The sequence below is a fragment of the Kitasatospora sp. NPDC029367 genome (assembly GCF_055569135.1).
The window spans coordinates 13,998-32,319 of record NZ_JBVHYH010000095.1; the positions used below are offsets into that span (position 1 = coordinate 13,998).

Below are 18,322 nucleotides of genomic sequence, written 5' to 3' on the forward strand. Positions count from 1 at the left end.
CACCCGTACGGTACGGGTGCCGCCCCTGCGGGCGAAGGCGCGCCGGGCGCGCCAGGCGCTAGATGATCAGGCTCAGCGGCATGATCAGGGCGATCGCGACCACCGAGATCACCGTCTCCATCACCGACCAGGACTTGAGCGTCTGCCCGACGCTCATCCCGAAGTACTCCTTCACCAGCCAGAAGCCGGCGTCGTTGACGTGCGACAGGAACAGCGAGCCGGCCCCGATCGCGAGCACCAGCAGGGCCGCGTGGGTCGAGGACATGTTCGCGGCGAGCGGCGACACGATGCCGGCCGCGGTGATGGTGGCGACCGTCGCCGAGCCGGTGGCCAGCCGGATCAGCACCGCGATCAGCCAGCCCAGCAGCAGCGCGGAGATGTGCCACTTGCCGGACCACGAGCTCACCGCGTTGCCGACGCCCACGTCGATCAGGGTCTGCTTGAAGCCGCCGCCGGCGCCGACGATGAACACGATGCCGGCGATCGGGCCGAGCGCCTTGCCGACGGTGTCGGAGATCCGGGCCTTGTCGAAGCCGGCCGCCCGGCCGAGGGTCAGCATGGCCAGCAGGGTCGCGGCGAGCAGGGCGATCAGCGGGGAGCCGATGAAGTCGAAGACCCGCTGGCCGACCGCCTTCGGGTCGTCGATCACCACGTCGGCCAGGGCCTTGCCGAGCATCAGCACGACGGGCAGCAGGATGGTGGCCAGCACCGCGCCGAACGACGGGGTGCGCTCGGACTCGGCGGTCTCCTCGGGGGCCGTGGCGGCCGGGATCTCCAGCGGGCCCACCCAGCGCTCGGCGACCCGGGCGAACAGCGGGCCGGCGATGATCAGGGTCGGGACGGCGATCAGCAGGCCGAGCGCCAGGGTGATGCCGAGGTCGGCCTTGAGCGCGTCGACGGCGACCAGCGGGCCCGGGTGCGGGGGCACCAGGCCGTGCAGCACCGACAGGCCGGCCAGCGCCGGGATGCCGACCCGGATCAGCGGCACGTTGCCGCGGCGGGCGACCAGCAGCACGATCGGGATCAGCAGGACGACGCCGACCTCGAAGAACAGCGGCAGGCCGAGCACGGCGGCGATCAGCGCCATCGCCCAGGGCAGCGCCCTGTTGCCGGTCCGGGACAGCACGGTGTCCGCGATGATGTTGGCGCCGCCCGAGTCCGCGAGCAGCTTGCCGAGCATCGCGCCCAGGCCGATCAGCAGGCCGACACTGGCCACGGTGGATCCGAAGCCCGTGGAGAAGCTGCTCAGCAGCTTGTCGAAGGGGGCGCCCGCGACGGCCGCCAGCAGGCCGGAGCCGAGCGTGAGGGCGAGGAAGGGGTGCAGTTTCAGCTTGGTGATCAGCAGCACGATCGCGCCGATGCTGAGCAGCACCGCGAGCAGCAGCTGGGAGTCGCTGCCGCTGTGCGGCAGGGCCGGTGGGGCGGCCGCCAGGAGGGTCGGGGCGAGGGTGGGGGCAATACTCACGCGAGGTCTCCATTGACGGGCCGCAGCAGCGCCACGGCCATCTCGACGAGTTCTTCGGGGGACGGGCCCACGTCCAGGACGGCGCCGCGCTCGTCCGCACCCAGGGGCTCCAGGGTGGCGTACTGGGATCCGAGCAGCGACGACGGCATGAAGTGGCCGGTGCGGTGCGAGAGCCGGTCCTCGACCAGCTCGTGACCACCGCTGAGGTGCAGGAAGAAGGCGCCCGGGGCGGCCGCGCGCAGGATGTCGCGGTAGCCGTGCTTCAACGCCGAGCAGGTGACCACGCCGCCGGCCCCGGACTCGGTGTGCTCCTTGAGCCAGGCGCCGATGGCGCGCAGCCAGGGTTCCCGGTCCTGGTCGTCCAGTGGGGTGCCGGCGGACATCTTGGCGATGTTGGCCGGCGGGTGGAACTCGTCCGCCTCGGCGAAGGGGAGATCGAGGCGGTCGGCCAGGAGGCGGGCCAGGGTGGTCTTGCCGACACCGGAGACGCCCATCACCACGACGGTGAGGGGGGTGCCCGGGAGGGCGCGGTTCTCGACGTTGAGAGCCATCGGTGGTGCTCCTTCGTTGCAGGCCGCCACTATCGCTTCAAAGATATGACGTATTCAAGTGCCGGAAACCAAATCGTCATACTTTTGGGGTGTGGGGTAGGTCGCAGGGCGATGCGCACCGCGCGGGGGCGGCCGACTACCCTGGGCGGATGGAGATCCAGGGGCTGCCCGGCCGGCTGCTTGACGAACTCGGGCCGGCGATCGCGTCCGGGGAGATCCCCGAGGGCGCGGTGCTGCGCGGGGAGGACCTGGAGGAGCGGTTCGGGGTGTCCCGGACGGTCGTCCGGGAGGCGGTGCGCATCCTGGAGGGGATGCGCCTGGTGGCGTCCCGGCGGCGGGTCGGGATCACCGTCCAGCCGAAGTCGCTCTGGGACGTCTTCGACCCCATGGTGATCCGCTGGCGACTGGCCGGCGCCGACCGGCCCGCCCAGCTGCGCTCGCTCGGCTCCCTGCGGGTGGCCGTCGAACCGGCCGCGGCCGCGCTCGCCGCGAGCCACGCCAGCGACGACGACCGGCGCGAACTCAGCTCGCTTGCCGTTGAGTTGACGGTCGCCGCCCGGGAGGCCGACCTCACCACCTTCCTCGGGTACGACATCGCCTTCCACGCCCTCGTCCTGCGCGCCTCCGGGAACGAGATGTTCGCCCACCTCGGCGACACCGTCGGGGCGGTGCTCACCGGCCGGACCGAGTACCATCTGATGCCCCATCAGCCCGAGCCGTACGCGATCAGACTGCACCGGGAGGTCGCCGACGCGATCTGCGGCGGCGACGCCGCGCACGCCGAGCGGGCGATGCGGACGATCGTCACGGGCGCCCTGGAGGAGCTCAACCAGCAGTTGGGGTGAGCTCCGCTCCCGCCGCCTGCCCGGATGGCACGGTTTGACGGCAGTTCGGTGGATTCGGACGCATGGTCCGGGTTCGGCGGGGGCAGAGTGAGTGAAGGGGGCGCAATTCGTGTGCGCCCGTTCCCCGTTCCAGCACCGGATCCGCGCCTGGGGGTCGCCCGATGTCCGCGCCACGCCGTCGCCGCCGCCTGCCCGACGAGGTGCGCTCCGCCGCAGTCCGGGCGGTGCTCTGCCTCTCCTTCACGCTGGTGGGCGTGGTCGTCGCGACCCTGGCCTCGTACGCGGGCAGTTGGCTGATGACACCCGCGCTGCTGGCGATGGGGCTGGGGGTGTTCGGCACGATGTGGTGCCTGCTGGAGATCCTGATCTCCCGCCAGGTCGCCGCCCAGCGGATGCGCGGGCCGAACTCCGCGCACCCGATGGCGGGCAGCCGGGTCGCCCCCGAACCGCTGGCGCCCCGCCCGTTCCCCCGGCCGGGGCCGGGCAGCGCGCCGCAGCAGTCCTACCGCCCGCAGCCGTCCTACCGCCCGCAGCCGTCCTACCGCCCGCAGCCGCCGCAGGCTCAGCAGCCGCAGCCGCAGGCCGGGCGGCCCGGCCAAGCTCCGTACCGGGGCCAGTCGCAGCAGCCGCCGCAGTTGCCGACCACCTGACCGGGCGCTGTGGCCGGGCGCTGCGGCCGGGCGCTCTGGCCGGGCGCTCTGGCCGGGCGCTCTGGCCGGGCGGTGAACGACGGGCCGTCAGATCACGATCCGGTAGTGGGTGGTGAGCCGGCGGTCGTCGTCCAGGACGTGGAAGGCGAGCATCGGCGGGTGGTCGAAGGTGATGCCCCTCCCGCCCTCGCAGGGCAGCGTGGTGGTGGAGACCACCCCGGGGGCGACCAGCACCGGCAGGCCCGCGAAGGTGGACGCGGCGGGCGTGTGGGAGTGGCCGCAGAGCAGCGCGGCCACCCGGGGGTGCCGGCGCAGCACCTCCGCCAGCCGGGCCTCGCCGAACTGGCGGATCCGGTCGACGCTCGGGATGTGCAGCTCGACCGGCGGGTGGTGGAAGGCCACCAGGGCCGGCGACTCCTGGCGGCCGGAGGCGAGTTGGGCCTCCAGCCAGTCGAGGGTGGCGTCCGCCAGCAGGCCGTCGTGCTGCCCGGGTATCGAGGAGTCGAGCATCAGCACGTCGACGCCGGGCAGCCGGTGCAGCCGGTTGACCGGGCCCGTCGACGGCGCCTCGCCGAGCAGCACCTCCCGGTACGGCTCCCGGACGTCGTGGTTGCCGGGGCAGGTGAGCACCGGGTGCCGGGACTCCAGCACCTCGGCGACCTGGCGGTACTCCTCGGGCGAGCCGTGGTCGGCGAGGTCGCCGGTGACCAGCACCGCGTCCAGCGGGCCGGGCAGGGCGTCGAGGTACGCCATCACCTGCTCGGCCCGCCGCCGGGCGCGCTTGCCGCCGTCCCGACGGTGGACCTGGCCGAGGTGGATGTCACTGAGGTGCGCGATCGTCAACATGGCGATCACGCTAATCAGTTCACGGCTGGGCGGGAACCTCCGCCGGGCGCTTGAACATCCGGGTGGCGGTGATCTCGCCGTGGATGGTCGGGCCGTCCGGGTCCTGCGGGGCGGGCAGGCCCGGGCGCAGGTGCTCCTCCACCGAGATGTACTTGAGGCCGGCCCGCAGGTCGGCGTCGTTGCGCAGCCGGATCACCAGCGGGAACTCGGCGAGCGCCGTGGTGTCGAACAGGCCGGTGGTGTAGATCAGCTGGACGCCGAGCGCGTCCGCCACCGCGCGCTGGAGCTCCAACAGGTAGGTGGCGTTGGCGCGGCCGATCGGGTTGTCGAGGAACAGCGTCCCGGCGTGCCGCAGTTGGGACTGGCCGCGGTCGTTGGCGCGCAGCGCGGCCATCGTGCAGTAGAGCGCGATGGCGGCGGTGAGCAGCTGGCCGCCGGAGAAGACGTCGGACATCTGGCCGACGCTCACCCGCTCGGCGCGCAGCACCGCGTCGGGCTTGAGGATCTCGACGCTGACGCCCTTGGGGCCGATCGCGGCGGCGACGCCGCGCAGCAGCAGGGACATGCCGTCGCGGCGCAGGTCGCTGTTCTTCCGGACGGCGGCGCGGGTGGCCTCGTCGATGACCTCGCCGAGGCGCTCGACCAGGGTGGCGTGGTCCGGGTCCTCGAAGCGGATCCGCAGGAACTCCTGGCCGGACCACTCCCCCAGGCCCTCGGGCAGCCGGGACAGCCGCTGGGCGGCGCGCAGGGTGGTGAGCGAGGACTCGACCAGTCCGCGCAGCCGGTCGACGATCGAGCCGCGGTTCTTCTCCAGCTGGGTCAGCTCGTCGGTGAGCACCCGCAGCCGGGGGGCGAAGGCGGCGGCCCAGGCGGCCGCGTGCTCGGGCAGCGCGGACGCGGGCAGTTCGCGGATCTGCTGGCGGGCGGGCGTGCGGACGGCCTCGTAGCGGGCCGCGTTGGCGTGCCGGACCAGCGCGTCGGAGGCGTCCCGGACGGCGAGTTCGGCGGAGGACAGCTCGCCGACGGCCGTGCGCAGGGCGCGGCGGGCCTCGGTGGAGGCGTTGCGGGCCTCGGGCAGCGGGCCGAGGTAGGGCTCGACCGGCTGGCCGTCCTCCTCCGGCTGCTCGCGCAGGCCGTCGCGCAGCTGGCCGGCCAGCTCGTCGAAGTCGGCGGCGGCCGACTGGGCGGCGTCGAAGGTGCGCTGGAGGTCGGCGTGCGCGGTACGGGCGGTGTCGACGGCCTCGCGGCACTCGGCGAGCCGGCTGGTGGCCGTACGCAGCAGCACCTGGGCGTGCTCGGGGTCGGTGGGGACGAGCTCCTCGGGCAGCTCGGTGTGCGCCTCGCCGTCGGCGGGGGCGGAGCGCTCGACCTCGCCGCGCAGCCGGCCGAGCTGCTCGCTGGCGGCGGCGGAGCGGGCCTCGATGGTGGCGACCAGTTCCTCGGCGCGGGCGGCGGCGGCCTGGCGGGCGGGGCCGTCGGCGCCGTCGGGGCTGCCGAGGAGTTCCTCGGCGCGGGTGCGGACCTTGTTGGTGAGGCGGTCCAGCTCGGCCGCGGCGGCGGCCTCGTCGCCTTCGGCGCGGGCCTGCTCGGCGCGCAGGTCGGCGCCGACGCCCACCTTCTCGTACAGCTGGGCGGCGGCCCGGTAGGCCTCGCGCAGGGCGGGCAGCGCGGCGGGAGCGGTCTGCTCGGCGGGCTCGTCGGCCTGCTCGGCGGCCGGGATCTCGGCGCGTTCGGCGCGCAGCGCGCGCGCGGTGCGGCGGGCGTCGTCGGCGGCGCGCTGGGCGGCGCGGCGGTCCTCGTCGCAGGTGCGGGCGCGTTCGGCGCAGACGGCCTGGCGGCGGTCGCACTCGGCCGCGTCCTCGGCGAGTTCGCGCTGGCGGCGGGCCCAGTTGGCGCGCTCGCGCAGCCGGAAGGCGAGGCCGGAGAGGGCGTCGGCACGGCGGCGGGCGCGCTGGGCGGCCTCCCGGTGCTCCTCGTGGGCGGAGGTGGCGGCCGCGTGGTCGGTCTCGGCCTCGTCGTGGTCGGCGCGCAGGGTGGCCAGGGCGGCGGCGGCCTGCTCGGCGTGCTCGCGGGCGGCCTCGGCGGCGGCGGCGAGTTCGGCGAAGGTGCCGGGCGGGCAGCTGGCGTGCCAGGAGGCGAGCCGGGCGGCGAGGGCGCGGTCGGCGCCGAGCCGGCCGGCGAGTTCGCGGATGTGCTCCTCGCGGGCAGCGGCGCGGGCGCGCAGTTCGCGGCGCTCGCCGTCGGCGGCGGACTCGTCGTGCATGGCCGGGTTCGGCGGCACCAGGAAGAAGGCGGGCTCGTCGGTGATCGGGGCGATCAGCGAGGCGGCGGCGCCGACGGCGACGGTGGAGCGCGGCAGCAGGGCGGCGGCCTGGAGGGCCTCGCGGGCGCGCTCCAGCGAGGCCGGGTCGGTGACGACCACGCCGTCCACCAGTTCGGGGCGGGCGGCGAGGATCGCCTCGTGGTCGGCGGGGTCGACGGACTGGGCGAGATAGCGCCAGCCGGGCAGGGCGGGGATGCCGTGCTCGGCCAGGTACTCGACGGTGGCCAGCACGTCGGGGCCGGGCGGCAGCAGGCCGCCGTCACCGAGGGCGGCGAGGATGCGGGAGTCGTCGGCGGCGGCGGTGCGCAGGTCGAACAGGGTGCGTTCGGCGGTGGCGATGGCCTCGTCCAGGAGTTCGCGCAGGTACTCGGCGTTGCGGTCGAGCACGGCGGGGGTGAGGAAGCCGGCGTCCTCCTCGGCGCCGTCCTGGTACGGGGTGAGGGAGAGCAGGTCGGCGAGGCGCTGCTCGGTGGCGAGCAGGGCGGCGGTGCGCTGCTCGGCGGCCAGCGCCCGGGCCGCGTCCTTGCGGGCGTCACCGGCCCGTTCGGCGGCGAGTTCGGCGCGCGAGGTGGCGGCGGCGGCCTCGCGCAGCCGGGTGGCGCTGGCCTCCGCGACGGTCCGGGCCTGGGCGAGGGCCGCAGCGGCGGCCTGCTCCACGTCGGCGGCGTGCAGGGCGGCGCGGGCCGGGTCCACGTCGCCGTCGGAGTCGATGAAGCCGGCCTCGACGGCGGCCTCGGTCTCCTGCTCGACCTCGGCGAGGCGCTGGCGCAGGTGCTCGGCCTCGCTGCGGGCCTTCTGGGCGGCGGTGGCGGCCTCGGTGGCGTCGGACTGGGCCTTGCCGCCGTCCTCCTGGAGCTCGCTGGCGCGCTGCTCCTCGGTGTCGGCGCGGGTCTCGGCGGCCGCGGCGGCGGCTTCCAGGGCGCGGGCGAGCGCGCCGGCGGCGCGGGCGCGGGCGGCGAGCGCCGGGGCGGCGTCCAGTTCGGCCTCGCGGATGGCGACGGCGACCCGGGCGACCCGGTCGGCGGCGGCGCGCTGGCGCAGCACGGCCTCGGCGGCCTGCCAGGCGGAGTGCAGGGTGCGGGCGTCGATGAGTTCGCGGCGCAGGGTGGCGGCCTCGGCGGTGGCCGCGGCGAGGCTCAGGGTGGCGTGCCGGTGGGTGAGTTCGTCGGCGATCAGGCTGTGCCGGGTGCGGTCGGCCTCGGCGGCGGTGACGGCGCTCACGGCGGCGGCGACCTCGATGGCGAGGTCCTGGGCGCGGTCGCGTTCGGCGGCGGCGCGGGAGGTGAGGGCGTGGGCGAGGCGGCGGGCGCGGCGTTCGGCGGTGCGGTGCGCCTCGCGGACGGCCTCGCGGGCGCCGGTGGCCTCGACGATGCGTTCCAGCAGGTCGAGCGAGCCGGCGGTGAAGTCGCGTTCGGCGGTGAGCTCGGAGCGCAGGCCGAGCTTGGCGGCGAAGCCGTGGACGAGGTCGGCCAGGCCGTCGGTGTCCCGGGTGTCGGTGACGGCGCGCAGCAGCAGGTCGGTGAAGTCCTTGTCCTGCTTGACCGCGAAGAGGCCGGCCGCCTCGCCCTCGTCGGCGTTCATCTCGCGCTGGTAGCGGAAGAGTTCGGGGTCGAGGCCGAGTTCGCCGAGGTGTTCGGTCCAGCGGTCGTGGCCGTCCTCGAAGACCAGGTCGAGGTGGGGGTGGGCCTTGCCGGCCTCGGTGAGGGCGTCGCGGAAGCCCTTCATGGTGCGGCGGCGGCCGCGGGCCTTCTGGTCGCCGGCCAGGCTGACCCGTTCGGCGACGGGGAGCGAGTCGAGGGTGAGGCCGGGGCCGGGGCGGAAGGAGTACCAGGTCTCGGCGAACTTGCGCGGGTCGGAGGAGACCTGGCGGCCGCGCCACTCGCTGACCTTGCCGACCACGATCAGTTCGCCGGTGACGGTGTGCTGCCACTCCAGGGCGACGTGGCCGCAGTCGTCGGCGAGCAGGAACTTGCGCAGCACGCCGGAGCTGGCGCCGCCGAGCGTGTTGCGGTGGCCCGGGAGCATCACCGAGAAGATCAGCTTGAGCAGGACGGACTTGCCGCCGCCGTTCTCCAGGAAGAGCACGCCGGCCGGGGCGGGGCGGCGGACCGGGCCGTCGGTGTCCTCGCCGAACAGGCCGATCTGCTGGGGGGCCGGGTCGGCGACGGGCTCGCCGACGCCGCGCAGGTCGAGCACCGTGTCGGCGTAGCGGGCGCCGGCCGGTCCGATCGAGTAGAGGCGGACCCGGTTGAGCTCGTACATGTGCGGCGGTTCTCCGTGCGTCTATGGGGTTGTCAGAACGATCAGAGCGAGTGGAACGGCAGGCCGGCGTCGGCGACCAGCTCGTCGGAGGTGTCCGGCGGCAGCAGGCTGGCGGTGCCGTCGGAGACCGGGACGATGCCGAGGTCGAGCAGTTCGGCCATCGCGGCGCTGCCGGCCAGGTCGCGGACCTGGAGCTGGTAGCGGGCGGTGGTGCGGTAGGTGCCGCCGGAGTCGTCGGAGACCTTCTGCAGGAAGCCGGAGTCGACCAGGAACATCACCGCCTTGGCCACGATGCCGATGGTGGAGCCGGAGAGCCGGCGGGCGTCCTTGGTGGCGCCGGTGGCGGTGCGCCGGGCCCAGACCCGCCAGGCGGCCTCCAGGCCGGGGGCGTCGCTGGCCGGGTCGGTGTTGGCGCCCTCGGCGTCGGCCTGCTCCTCCAGGCGGCGGCAGGCCTGGCGGACGAAGGAGTCGACGCCGTTGACGGTGATCCGGCCGAGGTAGCCGTCGTCGGCGAGGTCCTCGGGGCGGGGGAAGGCCATCGCGGCGACGGCGAGGTGGGCCAGTCCGTGCAGGAAGCGGTCGGTGGACTCGGAGGCGGCGCGGCGGGAGTAGTCGCCCATCCGGACCGCGAACAGCGACTCCTCGGCGGCGGCGACGGCCATCCCGGCCCGCGGCGAGACCTCCAGGACGACCAGGCCCATGCCGGTGGCGACGGCGTCGGCGAGGCGGGCGAACGGCGGGTCCTCGCGGTGGCGGCGGACGAGTTCGGCGTACTCTGCGTCGCGGGCGGGGAGCAGCTTGGCCTGGAGGCCGAAGGAGACCAGCCGGGCGGCGTCGGCGACGTCGGCCGGGGTGATCGGCGCGGGGGCCGCGGGTTCGGTCTCGGCCGCCCAGGACGTGTCGTGGTGGGTCGTCACGGGCGGTGCTCCTCGGGGGTGGCGCGGTGGTGGTGGGTCGTCAACGTGGGTGCCTGGGGGTGTCGCGGCCGGGCCGTCAGCCGGCGTCCTTGCGGTCGGCGGCCATGCCGACCGCGTCGAGCAGGGCGCTGCCGACGATCAGGTCGGCGCCGCCGAACTCCCGGTCGCGCAGCGGGGTGCCGTCGTCCACGGCGAACAGCAGCCGCTCCTCGCCCTGGCGGTAGGCGGTGCCGACCGGCGGGCTGGCCGCGTGCACGGCCAGCAAGGCGACCAGGTACGGGAGTTCCGGGTCCTGCTTGCGGGCGTCGGCGAGCAGGCCGGAGAGCCGGCGGGGGGCGTCCGGGGGCAGGTCGAGGAGTTCCTGGGCGGCTTCCAGCTGGGCCTCGGAGAAGCGGCTGTCGTCCGGGGTGGCGACGAGGTCCGGGTCGGGCAGTTCGGCGCCGAGGTGCTCGCGCTCGACCGGCGGGGTGAGCAGCAGGTCGACCAGGTCCGCGACCCGGACCGAGATGGGCGTGCGCAGTCCGGCGCCGCGGGCGAAGAAGGCGCCGGTGGGCCGGACGGCCTGCTCCACCGGCAGCCGCAGCACGGGGGCGAGCAGCTGGCCGTACAGGTCGATGCCGCTGCGGGCGCCGGGGGTGGCGAAGGCCTGCCGGTCCTGCTCGGCGCGGAACAGCGGCCCGGCCTCCAGCAGCCGGGTCTGGAGCTGGGTGTGGCGGCGGATGCAGTCCTTGACGATGTCGACCAGCTCGGCGGCGCGGCGCTTGTGCTCCTGGTCCTCGGCCTCGTCGCGGGCCTTGCGGATGTTGGTGAGAATCGCGTTCTCGTGCCGGTAGCGGTCGGCGATGTGGTCCAGCGCCTCGTCGATGAGGTCCGGGACGGCCTGCATCCAGTCGACCGCGCGGACGTTGCGGCGGGTGGCGTCGAGGGCGCGGCGCAGCGTCTCGGCGTACTGGACGGTGCGGTAGCGGGCCTGCTCGGCGGCGAGCTGGGCGTCGGCCAGGCGGCCGCGGCGGATCAGCACCTCCAGCTTGACCTCGGCGGCGATCTGGGCCGAGGTGACGTCGGTGTCGAGGGCGCCGACCAGGACGTTGACCGCCTCGTCGGTGGTGCGCAGGTAGACGCCGCCGTCGGGGCCGGGGACCTCCTCGATCAGCTTGAAGTCGTAGTCCCGGCGGACGTACTCGCCGTCGGCACCGAAGGTGCCGTAGACGGCGCGGAAGCCGCGGTCCACGCTGCCGACGTTGATCAGCGACTCCAGCACCCAGCGGGCGACCCGCTCGTGCTCGGGGGCGGGCCGGCGCGGGGCCTGGGCGGCGACCCGGGGCAGCATCCGGGCGAGCACTATCTCGCGGTCGGCCCCGGTGTCGAAGTCCATGTGCAGGGTGACCAGGTCGATCGCGGCGAGGCCGACCTCGGCCATCGCGTAGCCGCCGTACTCGCCGGCCAGGTTGACCTTGCGGCTGTCCAGGTCGTGCAGCGGGGCGGTGCAGGCCAGCGCCTTGAGCCGGCGGGCCAGGCCCTCGTCGGCGGCGGGGCCGGGCGCGGGCCGCGGTGCGGGCACGGCGGCGCCGGCGGCCGGGCGGAGGCCGGGCTCGGTGGGCGGGTCAGCGATGGCGGTCACGGTGGACAAGATTAGAGGTTCGCACCGACATCGACCGAAACGGACCTTGTGGACGGGCGGAGCGGCAGCTGGGCGGCGGTGCACGGGGCCGGATCGGAACGGGATTTCGACGGAATCCCGCCATTCTCGAACGAGCATGCGAGAAAAGCGTGAGGTCAGCGCGATGGTTCGGTGATGATCGACCCATGATCACCCGACTGGCGAAAGCCGGCCTCGCCACCGCGCTGTCCGTGACCACCCTCGTCGCAGGCGCCACCGCCGCCACGGCCGCCACCGCCGCCGCGCCGACCGGTACGCCCGGCCCCTCGGCCCAGCACGTGACGGTCTCGCTGAACGGCTACCTGCCGCGCACCGCCCCGCCCGGGCCGGGCCAGTTCTCGGTCGGCTGGACCTCGGCCGGCACGGCCGACCTCACCGGGCCGACCCACATCACCCTCGACCTGCCGCAGGGCCTCACCACCGACGGCGCGATGTTCTACTCCACGCCGTACGACTACACCTTCACCGAGACCGTCTCGCCGGACGGCCGCCACCTGGACGCCGTCCTGGTGGGCTCCCGGCGGGTCGGTTTCTCCGAGTTCATGAAGCTGAAGGTGTACGGCGACCCGTCCAAGGCGTCCGGCCAACTGGTCGCCACCATCGGCAACCCGAACGACACCGACCCGACCGGCCACGTCGCGATCGCGACGCTGGACGGCAGCACCCCCGCGCCGGTCGTCCCGGACGCACCGTCCGTGACCGGCCTGGACACCGCCACCGGCCCGGGCGCGGGCGGCACCCCGATCACCGTCAGCGGCGGCAACCTGGCCCACGGCATGGTGCTGGTCGGCGGCGTCCCGGCGCCGGGCAGCTGCACCGACACCGCCTGCACGGTGACCACCCCGGGCGGATCCGGCAGCGCCCCGGTCAGCGTGGTCACCCCGGGCGGCACGGCCGCGGCCCCGGTGGCCTTCGACTACACCGGTGCCGCCCCGCCGGCGCCGCCCGCGCCGACGGTCACGTACCTCGGCCCGGCCGCCGGGCCGGTGGCCGGCGGCACCTCGGTCTCCATCGCGGGCCGCAACCTGACGTACGGCGCGGTGCGGTTCGGCGGGGTACCCGCCGCCCGCGTCTCCTGCGGGCCGCAGTACTGCACGGCGTACGCGCCGCCGGCCGGTGGGCCCGGGCCGGTGGACGTCACGGTCACCACGGCGGGCGGCACCAGCGCGCCGATGACGTTCACGTACACGGCGTAGCCGCTCCCCCTCCCGGTGCCCGGGTGCCGCCTCGGCGCCCGGGCACCGGTGCGTCCGGGGGCGGTCGCCGGGCCTCGGGGCGTTTGGGGGCGGGGCATCCGGAGCCGGTGATCTGCGGACCGCTGCGCGGGATCCCGCCGGCGTGGCGATTCATCGACATGTCGTTCGGCGTCTTCGGTGTCATTCCGCTGCTGACCGTGCTCCGCGCCCTGCGCCCGCTGGAACGTTCCTTCCAGCAGCGCCTTGCCGCGAACTGAGTCCACCACGCCGGGGCGCCGCCCCAGGGCGCGCACGTGAAGGCTGCGCGCCGGTCGGCCCGCCGCCCATCCGGGTGACGGACAACGGGCTTCACCGCCAGGCCCTACCATCTGGCTCAACAGCTGCTGGAAGGCGGACGGGCGTGGCCGATGCGGTGATCGATCTCAATGCGGACCTCGGCGAGGGGTTCGGGCGGTGGACCCTGACCGACGACGAGGCCCTGCTCTCCGTGGTGACCAGCGCCAACGTCGCCTGCGGCTTCCACGCCGGGGACCCGTCGACGATGCGCCGGGTCTGCGCCCTGGCCGCCGAACGCGGCGTCCGGATCGGCGCCCAGGTCTCCTACCGGGACCTCGCGGGCTTCGGCCGCCGCGCCATGGACGTCCCGCCGGAGGAACTCGCCGACGAGATCGCCTACCAGATCGGCGCCCTCCAGGTCTTCGCCCGGGCGGCCGGCTCCCGGGTCTCCTACGTCAAACCGCACGGCGCGCTCTACAACCGGGTGGTCTCCGACTCCGAACAGGCCGAGGCCGTGGTGGCCGGGGTGCTGCGGGCCGGCGCGGTCTGCGACGGGCCGCTGCCCGTCCTGGGACTGCCCGGCTCCCGGCTGCTCGCCGTCGCCGAGGGGGTCGGACTGCCGGTGGTCGCCGAGGCCTTCGCCGACCGCGCCTACACCTGGGCCGGCACCCTCGTCCCGCGCCGCGAACCCGACGCGGTGGTGCACGACCCCGAGACGGTCATCACCCGGGCGGTCGGGATCGCCCGGGACGGCGCGGTGGAGGCCGTCGGCGGCGACCGGATCGCCGTCGAGGCCCGCTCGCTGTGCGTCCACGGCGACACCCCCGGCGCCGCCCAGCTCGCCTGGCGGATCCGCGGGGCGCTGGCCTCGGCCGGGGTGCGGGTCGAGGCGTTCACATGACGGGCGGCGCCGGGGGGCGGCTCAGCGGGGAGCTTGGCGCCGGACTCGGCGGGGGGCTCAGCGGGGAACCGCCCGGCGAGGGCCCGGCGGTGCGGCGGGTCGGCGAGCGGGCGCTGCTGGTCGAGCTCCCGGGGACGGCCGAGGTCGCCGCGCTGTACGGCTGGCTGCGCGACCGGCAGGCCGGCGGGGAGCTCGGCGAGGTCGGCGAGATCGTGCCCGCCGCCCGCACCGTCCTGCTGGACGAGGTCGCGGACGTCGCCGCGGTGGCCGCGCTGCTGCGCACCGCCCGTCCGGCGGCGGCCACCGCGGCGGACGGGCCGCTGGTGGAGGTCCCGACCGTGTACGACGGCGCCGACCTCGCGGAGGTCGCGGCGCTCTGGGGCGTCTCCGCCGAGGCGGCCGTACGGATCCACACCGAGCCCGAGTACGTGGTCGCCTTCTGCGGCTTCGCCCCCGGCTTCGGCTACCTCACCGGACTGCCGCCGCAGTACGGGGTGCCGCGCCGGGCCACCCCGCGCAGCGCCGTCCCGACCGGCTCGGTGGCCCTGGCCGGCACGTACACCGGCGTCTACCCGAGCCCGTCACCCGGCGGCTGGCAGCTGATCGGGCGGACGGCGCTGGCGCTCTGGGATCCGGCCCGGGAACCGGCGGCCCTGCTGGCGCCGGGGGTGCGGGTCCGGTTCACGGCGGTACGGGCGTAGCGGCGGGGCGGGCGGGGGGCGACATGGGGGCCGAGCCCACGCCTGGAGGCGGCGCCGGGCGCCCGTCAGCCCCGGCCCGACAACAGCTCCGCGATGACGCGCTGGGCCGGGTCGAGCGCCGTCTCCCCCTCCTCGACCGCCCACACCGCGTACTGCAGCACCCGGGCGAGCGTCCAGGCGGCCGCCACCTCCCGGTCCACCTCCAGCGCCTCCACCAGCAGGTCGAAGCGGCGCCGCAGCGCCCGGGCCGGACTGCCGCCGGCCGTGACGTCCGCCCAGCGGTTGCGCAGCGCGGGCAGCAGTTCGAAGCCGGGGTGCCCGGCCAGCGGCTTGGGGTCGATGGCCAGCCAGGGCGCCCGGTCGGCGCCCGGCAACGGGGCGAGGACGTTGCCGTAGTGGAGGTCCCAGTGCAGCAGCCGGTCGCCCGGCTCGGCGCGGGCGGCACGGAGGGCGGCCGCGCAGTCGGCGAGCAGGCGCCGCTCGTCCGGGTCGGTGTGGGCGGCGGCCGCGGCCGGGGCGCGCAGCAGCAGGTCGTCCGCGAGATCAGCCAAGGTGCGCAGGCCGGGCGGTGCCTGATGGGACGTCAACTCCCGCAGCAGATCGGCGATCACCCGTACCGCGGCGAGGTCGTCGGCCACGGTGAGCAGTGAGCGGGACGGGTCCAGGCGCTCCAACAGCATGGCGCCGGTGGCCGGTTGGTGGTCGAGCAGCCGGACGGCGCCGCGGCGGCCCCAGGCCCGGAGGGCGAGCGGCTCGCCCACCGTCTCCTCGTCCACCGGCTGGAGCTTGAGCGCCGCGGGCGTACCGTCGGCGCGGCGCACCGGTAGCACCAGCGCGACCACTCCGTGGGCCACCGGCCCGTCCGGGCGCAGCTCCCAGCGCTCGGTCAACTCGGCTGCCAGGGAGGGGAGTCGGGCCGCCCAGGCGCGTCCCCGCGCACCGAGGTACTCGGCCAGTGAGGCGGCCAGTGCGGGCGGGACGAGGACGGGCATCGTACGGGCTCCTCTCCGGCGGTGCCGTCCAGCCTAGTTGGGAGCCTGCGCCGACTCCCCGAGCGCCGTGGCGGCGGCCGCCGCGAAGCCGTCCGGGTTGTCGAGCATGATGTTGTGCCCGCAGCCCGGCACCTCCACCACCCGGACCCCTGCCGCGCGGAGGCCGTCGGCGCCCGCGGGGGCGTCCGCCTCCGGGTGGAGGAAGGTGCGCGGGAGGTCGAGTCCGAGCAGCAGGGCGCGCATGGTCGGCTCGCTGCCCCGGGCGAGGTGCACGGCGCTGCGGTGGAGGGCCTCGGGCCCGGCCAGCCGCATGGTGGACCACCAGAACGGGCCGACCCGCTCGGCGACCTCCGCCCGGCCGCCGGCCAGGAACTCGGCCTCGGTATAGCCGGCGATCCCGCTGCTGCCGATCCGCTCGCGATCGGGCGCGACCGGGTCGAGGTTGGCGTCCACCAGGACCAGCCGGGAGACCAGCCCGGGGTGGCGGTGCGCCAGGACGATCGCGATCGCGCCGCCCATGCTGTGGGCGACCACCTCGACCTGCCGGAGCCCGGCCGCCGCGACGGCCTTGGCGACCGCGTCGGCGTGCTGCTCCAGGGTGTAGCCGAAGTCGGCGGGCCGGTCGCTGATCCCGAAGCCGAGCAGGTCGAGCAGCAGCGCGCGGCGCCCGGTGAGCAGCGGGTGGGCGGCGGCGGCCGCGAAGTAGACCGGCGAGCTGGCGCCGAGGCCGTGCAGGTAGAGCCGGGCTGGAGCTCCCGACGGGTTGACCGAAAGCCATCGGAACCGCCTTCCCACCCCGCCCCGCGCGTGTTCCGATGGCCCCATGGGCAACGACTTGCACGAGACCGGCAACGCGCACCAGCAGGACGGGCGGCGCGAGGGCTACGACGGCACGGGCGCGGGCGCGATCACCCCGGACGGCTGCGCGGTGGAGGTGTGGACCCGCCTCCCGGTGGGTGACGCCCCGGACGTGATCGAGGCGGCCGCCCCACCCGGCGCCCGGATCCTCGAACTGGGTTGCGGCGTCGGCCGGATGACCCACCCCTTGGTCGAGCGCGGCTTCACCGTGACGGCGGTGGACGAGTCCGCCGAGATGCTCGCCCGGGTGCGCCCGGAGGTCCGTACGGTGCGCAGCCCGATCGAACGGCTGGACCTCGGCGAGCGCTTCGACGTCGTGCTGCTCGCCTCCTTCCTGGTGCACGCCGGCGATCCGGCCGTCCGCCAGGGCCTGTTGGAGACCTGCCGCCGCCACGTCGCCGGGGACGGCTGCGTGCTGGTGCAGCGCGAGGGCGAGGACTGGCACCGGAACGTGCCGCGGGAGAGCCGGATCGCCGGGACGGACGGGGTGGTCCGGATCGTCTCGGCGACACCGGTCGGTGCCGGGGTGAATTCGGTCCGGGCGGAGTACGTCTTCCCGGACGGCACCTGGACCCAGACCTTCCTGTCCCGCCCGCTCTCGACGGCGGCCTTCGAGGAGGCCCTGGCGGACGCGGGGCTGCGGGTCGAGACGTACCTGACGGAGGACCGCACCTGGGTCCGGGCCCGGCCGGCCGGCTAGCCCGGCGCGGACCCGGGTGCGAGCCCGGTGCGCAAAGTCCGGTTAAAGGGTGAACAAAGAACTGTCACCTTCACCCCGTACCATCGGCCGCGCGCCGGGCCCGTGCGCGGCCCGGGGTCGCGCGGGTCGCGGTCGTCCGCACGCCCGCACCGACCCGCGAGGACCCGCCCATGCCGCACCCCCGCCACGCCCGCCCGATACCCCCGGCGGGTGTTCGGTGATCGACTGGTTCAACGGGGCCGTTCTCGGCCTGATCCAGGGGCTCACCGAGTTCCTGCCCGTCTCCTCCAGCGCCCATCTACGGGTGTTCTCGGCCCTGTTGGGCTGGGACGACCCGGGCGCCGCCTTCACCGCCGTCACCCAGCTCGGCACCGAGGCCGCCGTGCTGATCTACTTCCGCCGGGACATCGCCTCGATCGTCCGCACCTGGGCGCTGTCGCTGGTCCGCCCGGCGCTGCGCTCCGACCCGGACGCCCAAATGGGCTGGTTCGTGATCATCGGGACGCTGCCGATCGGCGTCCTCGGCAAGCTGTTCCAGGACTCCATCGAGACCCACCTGCGCGACCTGCGGATCATCGGCACCACGCTGATCGTGTTCGGCCTCGTGCTGGCCCTCGCGGACCGCACCCGCGCCGTCCGCCACGCCCGTCCGATCACCGACCTGACCCTGCCGCACGCGGCCGCCTACGGCTTCGCCCAGGCGCTGGCGCTGATCCCCGGGGTCTCCCGCTCCGGCGGCACGATCGGCGCGGGCCTGCTGCTCGGCTACAGCCGGGAGGCGGCGGCCCGCTACTCGTTCCTGCTCGCGATCCCGGCGGTGCTCGCCTCGGGGACGCTGGAGCTGTTCAAGATCGGCGAGGGCCCGGCGCCGGCCTGGGGTCCGACGATCCTGGCGACCCTGATCGCCTTCGCGGTCGGCTACGCGGCGATCGCCTGGTTCCTCAAGTACATCTCGAACAACAGTTTCCTGCCGTTCGTGGTCTACCGGGTGCTGCTCGGCGTTCTGATCATCGGCCTGGTGGCGGGCGGCGTGCTGGCCCCGGACGCGGGCCCGGTCAAGTAGAACGCCGTTCCACTAGGGCGTGTCTGACAATTCGCGTCGGATCAGCGCGCGGCGTTGGGGTGCGTGCATCGCAAGGCGGAGGAGGGAGTCCATGCGGTGGGGGCACCTCCCGGCCG

Annotated in this window: 16 protein-coding genes; 8 read left to right on the top strand and 8 right to left on the bottom strand. The window is 75.3% G+C overall.

Features of this window, described 5'->3' with window-relative positions; all coding sequences use genetic code 11:
• Positions 1-58: 58 nt before the first annotated feature.
• Together ACZ4W5_RS34125 and ACZ4W5_RS34130 are read right to left on the bottom strand one after the other, a co-directional pair.
• Entirely contained in the window at positions 59-1,465 is a 1,407-nt protein-coding gene (locus ACZ4W5_RS34125; protein WP_465658920.1) for a GntT/GntP/DsdX family permease, read from the bottom strand.
• On the bottom strand, positions 1,462-2,016 hold the full coding sequence (locus tag ACZ4W5_RS34130) for a gluconokinase (RefSeq protein ID WP_465658922.1): 555 nt from the start codon (positions 2,014-2,016) through the stop codon (positions 1,462-1,464). Before ACZ4W5_RS34130 ends, ACZ4W5_RS34125 begins: the two co-directional genes overlap by 4 nt.
• 149 nt (positions 2,017-2,165) lie before the next feature.
• Between ACZ4W5_RS34130 and ACZ4W5_RS34135 the strand changes: the two genes are divergently transcribed.
• Entirely contained in the window at positions 2,166-2,861 is a 696-nt protein-coding gene (locus ACZ4W5_RS34135) for a FadR/GntR family transcriptional regulator (RefSeq protein WP_465658924.1), read from the top strand.
• Positions 2,862-3,022: 161 nt separating this feature from the next.
• Positions 3,023-3,511: a hypothetical protein gene (locus ACZ4W5_RS34140; protein WP_465658926.1), complete on the top strand. Its 489-nt coding sequence runs from the start codon at positions 3,023-3,025 to the stop codon at positions 3,509-3,511.
• Positions 3,512-3,598: 87 nt separating this feature from the next.
• On the opposite strand, the gene ACZ4W5_RS34145 is transcribed toward ACZ4W5_RS34140, so the two are convergent.
• The 4 genes from ACZ4W5_RS34145 to ACZ4W5_RS34160 form a co-directional block, all read right to left on the bottom strand.
• Positions 3,599-4,357: a phosphodiesterase gene (locus ACZ4W5_RS34145; RefSeq protein WP_465658928.1), complete on the bottom strand. Its 759-nt coding sequence runs from the start codon at positions 4,355-4,357 to the stop codon at positions 3,599-3,601.
• A gap of 19 nt (positions 4,358-4,376) precedes the next feature.
• A complete protein-coding gene (locus ACZ4W5_RS34150) occupies positions 4,377-8,942 on the bottom strand; it encodes a hypothetical protein (protein ID WP_465658930.1) in 4,566 nt (1,521 codons plus the stop codon).
• 41 nt (positions 8,943-8,983) lie between these two features.
• Complete coding sequence (locus tag ACZ4W5_RS34155; RefSeq protein ID WP_360243525.1) at positions 8,984-9,859, bottom strand: hypothetical protein; 876 nt, start codon at positions 9,857-9,859, stop codon at positions 8,984-8,986.
• A gap of 76 nt (positions 9,860-9,935) precedes the next feature.
• Positions 9,936-11,471, bottom strand: a complete 1,536-nt coding sequence (locus ACZ4W5_RS34160) for a hypothetical protein (RefSeq protein ID WP_465658941.1) — start codon at positions 11,469-11,471, stop codon at positions 9,936-9,938.
• Positions 11,472-11,665: 194 nt separating this feature from the next.
• Between ACZ4W5_RS34160 and ACZ4W5_RS34165 the strand changes: the two genes are divergently transcribed.
• From ACZ4W5_RS34165 to pxpB, 4 genes are all read left to right on the top strand, one after another.
• The gene (locus ACZ4W5_RS34165) at positions 11,666-12,715 is read left to right on the top strand and encodes an IPT/TIG domain-containing protein (RefSeq protein WP_360243528.1); all 1,050 of its coding nucleotides are present in this window, start codon (positions 11,666-11,668) and stop codon (positions 12,713-12,715) included.
• A 107-nt stretch (positions 12,716-12,822) separates the two neighbouring features.
• Positions 12,823-12,972 carry a hypothetical protein gene (locus tag ACZ4W5_RS34170; RefSeq protein ID WP_465658932.1) on the top strand — a complete coding sequence of 50 codons (150 nt, stop codon included), beginning with the start codon at positions 12,823-12,825 and terminating at the stop codon, positions 12,970-12,972.
• A gap of 143 nt (positions 12,973-13,115) precedes the next feature.
• Entirely contained in the window at positions 13,116-13,892 is a 777-nt protein-coding gene (locus ACZ4W5_RS34175; RefSeq protein WP_360243531.1) for a LamB/YcsF family protein, read from the top strand.
• A complete protein-coding gene (gene pxpB / locus ACZ4W5_RS34180) occupies positions 13,889-14,593 on the top strand; it encodes a 5-oxoprolinase subunit PxpB (protein ID WP_360243533.1) in 705 nt (234 codons plus the stop codon). Before ACZ4W5_RS34175 ends, pxpB begins: the two co-directional genes overlap by 4 nt.
• Positions 14,594-14,658: 65 nt before the next feature.
• Here pxpB and ACZ4W5_RS34185 read toward each other — a convergent pair whose 3' ends face one another.
• Complete coding sequence (locus ACZ4W5_RS34185) at positions 14,659-15,585, bottom strand: aminoglycoside phosphotransferase family protein (protein ID WP_465658935.1); 927 nt, start codon at positions 15,583-15,585, stop codon at positions 14,659-14,661.
• A 33-nt stretch (positions 15,586-15,618) separates the two neighbouring features.
• Positions 15,619-16,410 carry an alpha/beta fold hydrolase gene (locus tag ACZ4W5_RS34190; RefSeq protein ID WP_465658937.1) on the bottom strand — a complete coding sequence of 264 codons (792 nt, stop codon included), beginning with the start codon at positions 16,408-16,410 and terminating at the stop codon, positions 15,619-15,621.
• Between ACZ4W5_RS34190 and ACZ4W5_RS34195 the strand changes: the two genes are divergently transcribed.
• Together ACZ4W5_RS34195 and ACZ4W5_RS34200 are read left to right on the top strand one after the other, a co-directional pair.
• Positions 16,409-17,143, top strand: coding sequence for a class I SAM-dependent methyltransferase (locus ACZ4W5_RS34195; RefSeq protein WP_465658939.1), 735 nt, complete (start codon positions 16,409-16,411; stop codon positions 17,141-17,143). The two genes, ACZ4W5_RS34190 and ACZ4W5_RS34195, sit on opposite strands and share 2 nt — an antisense overlap.
• A gap of 220 nt (positions 17,144-17,363) precedes the next feature.
• The gene (locus tag ACZ4W5_RS34200) at positions 17,364-18,206 is read left to right on the top strand and encodes an undecaprenyl-diphosphate phosphatase (RefSeq protein ID WP_465658943.1); all 843 of its coding nucleotides are present in this window, start codon (positions 17,364-17,366) and stop codon (positions 18,204-18,206) included.
• Positions 18,207-18,322 lie beyond the last annotated feature (116 nt).

Bases quoted from the DNA above. Each gene is read 5' to 3' on its own strand.
- ACZ4W5_RS34130 (WP_465658922.1), bottom strand. From the start codon at position 2,016: ATGGCTCTCAACGTCGAGAACCGCGCCCTCCCGGGCACCCCCCTCACC.
- ACZ4W5_RS34135 (WP_465658924.1), top strand. From the start codon at position 2,166: ATGGAGATCCAGGGGCTGCCCGGCCGGCTGCTTGACGAACTCGGGCCG.
- ACZ4W5_RS34140 (WP_465658926.1), top strand. From the start codon at position 3,023: ATGTCCGCGCCACGCCGTCGCCGCCGCCTGCCCGACGAGGTGCGCTCC.
- ACZ4W5_RS34145 (WP_465658928.1), bottom strand. From the start codon at position 4,357: ATGTTGACGATCGCGCACCTCAGTGACATCCACCTCGGCCAGGTCCAC.
- ACZ4W5_RS34150 (WP_465658930.1), bottom strand. From the start codon at position 8,942: ATGTACGAGCTCAACCGGGTCCGCCTCTACTCGATCGGACCGGCCGGC.
- ACZ4W5_RS34165 (WP_360243528.1), top strand. From the start codon at position 11,666: ATGATCACCCGACTGGCGAAAGCCGGCCTCGCCACCGCGCTGTCCGTG.
- pxpB (WP_360243533.1), top strand. From the start codon at position 13,889: ATGACGGGCGGCGCCGGGGGGCGGCTCAGCGGGGAGCTTGGCGCCGGA.
- ACZ4W5_RS34185 (WP_465658935.1), bottom strand. From the start codon at position 15,585: ATGCCCGTCCTCGTCCCGCCCGCACTGGCCGCCTCACTGGCCGAGTAC.
- ACZ4W5_RS34195 (WP_465658939.1), top strand. From the start codon at position 16,409: ATGGGCAACGACTTGCACGAGACCGGCAACGCGCACCAGCAGGACGGG.
- ACZ4W5_RS34190 (WP_465658937.1), bottom strand. From the start codon at position 16,410: ATGGGGCCATCGGAACACGCGCGGGGCGGGGTGGGAAGGCGGTTCCGA.